Source organism: Terrabacter tumescens, assembly GCF_014646815.1.
GTDB lineage: Bacteria > Actinomycetota > Actinomycetes > Actinomycetales > Dermatophilaceae > Terrabacter > Terrabacter tumescens.
Window position 1 is genome coordinate 1 of the sequence record NZ_BMNZ01000018.1, and the last position, 4354, is coordinate 4354.

A 4354-nucleotide genomic window follows, 5' to 3' on the forward strand; every position below is an offset into this window, starting at 1 on the left:
CCAAGTCCGACGGCAAAGGCACCACCGGCACCGACCTGCCCGAAGGCACCCGCCTCCAGCTCGACCCCACCCTGACCACCACCGACCTGACCAACCTCGGCGTCGCCACCACAGCCCTGCCCATCGCCCGCGCCCTGCAGCAGTACGGCATGTACCTCGTCGACAACTCCGGCTCCGCCAAGATCTACCTCCAGGACCGCACCTCCGCCGGCTGGGACACCACCATCAACCGCACCATCCTCGGCACCATCCCCTGGACCCGCTTCCGCGCCGTCAGCCCGCCGAAACTTCCCGACGCCACCTGACCGGGTCGGCGGGTCGGTCGCTCAGCGGCTCGGCATGAGCTGTCGGTCGATGTGGATCTCGTCGACAGTCGCGTCCAGCGTGTTGGTGCTGGCCATGACTCCTGCCCGCACCGTGGTGATGTCCGTGCTCGTCGTGACGGGCGCGGAGACGGTCTTCGCGAACGCCGTGCCGAAGGGCTGGCCCGCCGCAGCGACAAAGCCCTCGAGCAGGATGCTGCTGTCCGTGACGCGCCTCTGGTGCAGGCCGAGGCGGTAGGTGACGCCCGGGAGCAGCTTGGTCCCGGTGCCGATGGTGGTGTTGTAGTTGCGCAGCAGAAGGGTCCCGTCGGCCTTGACCCAGAACGAACCCGTCGTTGGCGCCGTTCCGCCAGTCCCGTTGAGGCTCTGCACGATTCGGGCGTCGCCGGTCCCGAGCGCGTTGATCCGGAGCGTCAGGGTGAGGTAGGTCTCCGGTGCCGCAGCAGGCAGGCGCTGCTCGAGGTACGAGGTGGTCGTCGCCGGACGGAACCGCGCGGAGGCCGTTCCGACGAGCGGCGCCGCTGTCTCGAGAGACACGGGACCGACCACGGCCGTCGCCCCCTGGGCGCCGCTCAGGGACCCGCCCTCGAAGGTCAGGTCGGCCTGCCTCGGCCCGTTCACTGCCGGCGTCCACGCGGACGGCGACCCGCCGAGCGAGCGGACCCGGTACCAGGCCACTCCCTCCCCGGTCGTGTCCGAGAAGGTCGTCGTGTCCGCCGGCAGCGACCAGGTGACGGCCCCGGCGAAGTCGCTTCCGGGGGCGCGCTGGAGCTCGAACCCGGTCTCGTTGTCCGCCTGGTCGACCCACGTGAGGTCGGTCCTGGTCTGGCTCACCCCGGTGGCGACCAGGCTCGAGGGAGGTGCCGGGGGCGCGGCGGGCGTCGTGATGGAGGCCACCGGGCTCGGGGCGCTGGGACCGTTCGAGTTCAGAGCGAGGACCCGGTAGGCGTACCTATTGGACGAGAGGGCCGTGGAGTCCTGGTACGTCGTGCTGTCGGGCGGGAGTGTCACGAGTGAGGACCACGTGGCCCCGTCGTCGGTCGAGCGCTGGACCTCGTAGGTTGCCTCTGTGGTCGCGGTGTCGGTCCACTGCAGCTGGACCATCGTGCCGGACATGGACGCGGTGAGCCCGGTCGGTGCGGACGGGGGCAGTGACATTCCCGGGGCCGCGGGACCTCCGACGATGCCGACGGTGTCGATGTCGGCGTCGAGGACCGGCGGCGTCGTCTGCGAGTTGGTCGTGGAGCCGACGCGCACCTTGTCGGCCTTGCCGGTGAAGGTGGCGGTGCTGGTCTGCGCGAAGGGCGCACCGAGCTCTGTTCCCTCAGGAGCCACCCAGGCGGCGAGCACCGCGTTGGTCCCGGTGCCGCGGTTCTGCACGAGGCGCACCTGGTACGTCCGACCCCTCTCGAGGAGCTGGCTGGCGGAGCCGATCGGTGGCGATCCGTTGCGCAGGCGCAGGGAGACCCCACCCGTCACGGGGTTGAGCACGAGGTTGCCGAGGTCGGTGATCTGCGAGCTGATGACGGCGACGCGGGTCGGGTAGGCCGGGAGCTCGTCGAGGCGCAACGAGAAGTCCAGGGTCACCGTGTCCACGGCGGTCATCGGCTGGTCGAGGTAGCTCGACGCCCCGCTGACGTGGGCGGAGGCGGCGCCCGCCACCGGGCTCTGCGTGTCGAGGGCGACGGAGCCGAAGGACCGCATGGCGCCGTCGGCGCCCGTCACCGCGGGCCCTTCGAACCCCATCGAGATGTCGGCCGTGCAGTCGGGGGTGAAGGAGGGCAGGCTGGGCGGTGACGTCCGGCCCGCCAGGGCGTCGACGACGACGACGGTGGCACGCTCCAGCCCGGGGTTGTAGAGGGTCGCCTGCCGGGTCGGGTCGCGGGGGTCGATCTTGGCCACGAGCCCCCAGACCCAGGACATCGTCCCCGAGGAGAAGACGAGTGCACCGCTCGGTGCGACGTAGGCGACGGCGTGGGACGTGCCCGTGACCTTGTCCGAGCCCTGGAAGGGCGACGCCGCCAGGAGGGCGAGGCCCTGGTTGGCGGGCGGCGGGCAGTGGCAGGAGTACCCATCGGTCTCGTAGCCCACGACTCCAGGCACGGAAGTACCCCCGGCGACGCCGGCCGCACCCCAGGGCCAGCCTCCGTCGGCGGCGACCACGAGGTCCGCGTTCAGCGTCGAGCGGTCCGTCGAGCCGAGGAAGGAGGTGCCGATGAGCGACTGTGCAGCTCGGTTGACCGGCGGGTCCTGGAAGCGGACGGTGCGCAGCGTGGGATCTGCAACGGGGTCGACCGTGGTGTAGGTGTTGTTGGGGGTGTTCTTGTAGACGACCATCGTCCGCGCCGGCACCCCCGTGCTCGACGGCTCCAGCCTGGCCTGCCAGTACGCGTCGTTGCCGCCGAAGAAGCCGACGTTGACGCCGTGGTCCCGGGCGGACTCCATCGCGTCGAACATCTCCTTCGTCCAGTACTCGTCGTGTCCGACGGACAGCACACCTTTGTGGTCCAGCAGCGTCTGCGGACGCAGGTGGACGTCGACGTCGGTGGTGTAGCTGACGTCGTAGCCCTTCATCTCGAGCCAGGTGAGGAAGTAGCCCTCCCAGCTCCAGTCGGGGTCGAGCAGGCTCCCCCCGCCCGAGCACGGGTAGGGCCGGTCGAACGAGACCTTGACTGCGCGGGAGGTTCCGGTAACGGTCTTGGCGGGCGAGCTCTGGGAGTCGTAGAGGTTCTTGCCGGTGGCGGGAGTCCCCTTGCAGTCGGCCAGTCCGTCGTTCGGGTAGTTGTTGTAGGCCTGGTAGGTCAGGACGCTCTGCTTGAAGAGCAGCTCGGAGTGACGGGCGTCGTCGCGGACGACGAACTGCACGTAGCTCTGGTAGCCGGCGGCGTTGGTGAGGACGATCAGGTAGATGCCGCTCGTCCAACCCGTCGGCACGTCGATGCGGAAACCTGTCGACCAGCCGCACTCGATGAGGCCAGTGTCGGTCGCCGGCGTGCACGCAGGTTGGCGCGTCCCGGCGCGACCCGGCAGGGTGTCCATCAGTCTCGCGCCCTTGCCCGCGTAGTAGCCGAGGCGGAAGATCTGCGCCGAGTAGGACTGTGCCGGGTTGACCGACACCTTGACGTCCACGCTGCCGCCGAGATCGACGCTCGGCGACGACGCGTAGCCCTTGACCTGCTGCGTCAGGTCGTCAGAGACCCGGTGACCGTTCTGGCCCAGCACCCACGCGTCAGATCCCGTGAGCAGGTTCTCCGCAACGATCGGGTTCGTGGCTCCGGACAGCGCGAGCGTTCGACCCATGTCGACCGGTGCGCGGCCCACGAGGACGAGCAGCACCACGGTGACCATCAGGGCAAGGTGGACAGGGGTGAGACGTCGGATGGTCATGTCGAACTCCGCGCACGTCGTGGTGAACACGTCGCGACGCAGCTGTTGGTCTCCCCCGATTCCGCTTGACGCGGCAGTCCTGCTGAGCGCCGCGCCCCCTGCTGTTCAGGCTAACAGCCACGTCGTCTCGCCACGCGGGAATCACCGACGGTGACCGCGTCGAGTCCGCACGTCTTCTCCGCAGCGTTTGCGATCGACGCGGCGCCCCCGAGTCGGCCCTCGATCATTCTCGAGTTGCAGGACAAATGCGGAGGCTAAAGACTCACCAATACAAATATGAATCATGCCCGCATGACCACATTCATCACCCTTTGTATGCCTTCTTATCCGGAAACTGAGGCAAAGGGGCGGGTTCTTCTCCTGCATCCCACCCCTCTGCCTCAGGACGCCACCGTGATCACGACCACCCACATCAGACGACGCACGCTCATCGGCGTCACCGGACTCGTTGCCGTCGCGCTCGGCATGACTGCCTACTCGACCTCCGCCGGCGCCACAGCAAGCACGGTCACCACGACTACCGGTCTGGCTTCCTGCGCCACCGGGCGGCCGTATGCCGCGTCCAGCCCCTGGAACACCCCCATCGGGTCGTCGCCGACCATCGACGCCCGCACCCCCGCCTACCAGAAGGCCCTCACCGCCAC

General features: G+C 69.0%; 3 protein-coding genes. 2 read left to right on the forward strand and 1 reads right to left on the reverse strand.

The genetic code is table 11. The features are described from left to right. On the forward strand, nt 1–305 hold a 305-nt coding region (locus IEY30_RS21670; protein WP_229675145.1), incomplete at its 5' end, for a hypothetical protein. A gap of 21 nt (nt 306–326) precedes the next feature. Here IEY30_RS21670 and IEY30_RS21675 read toward each other — a convergent pair. Further along, complete coding sequence (locus IEY30_RS21675) at nt 327–3710, reverse strand: fibronectin type III domain-containing protein (protein WP_156035519.1); 3384 nt, start codon at nt 3708–3710, stop codon at nt 327–329. Nucleotides 3711–4001: 291 nt separating this feature from the next. Here IEY30_RS21675 and IEY30_RS21680 point away from each other — a divergent pair. After that, nucleotides 4002–4354, forward strand: a 353-nt coding sequence (locus IEY30_RS21680; RefSeq protein ID WP_229675146.1) for a hypothetical protein, incomplete at its 3' end; no start/stop codon positions are given.

Excerpts from the sequence above, each read along its gene's own strand:
- IEY30_RS21675 (WP_156035519.1), bottom strand. The coding sequence starts at position 3,710 with ATGACCATCCGACGTCTCACCCCTGTCCACCTTGCCCTGATGGTCACC.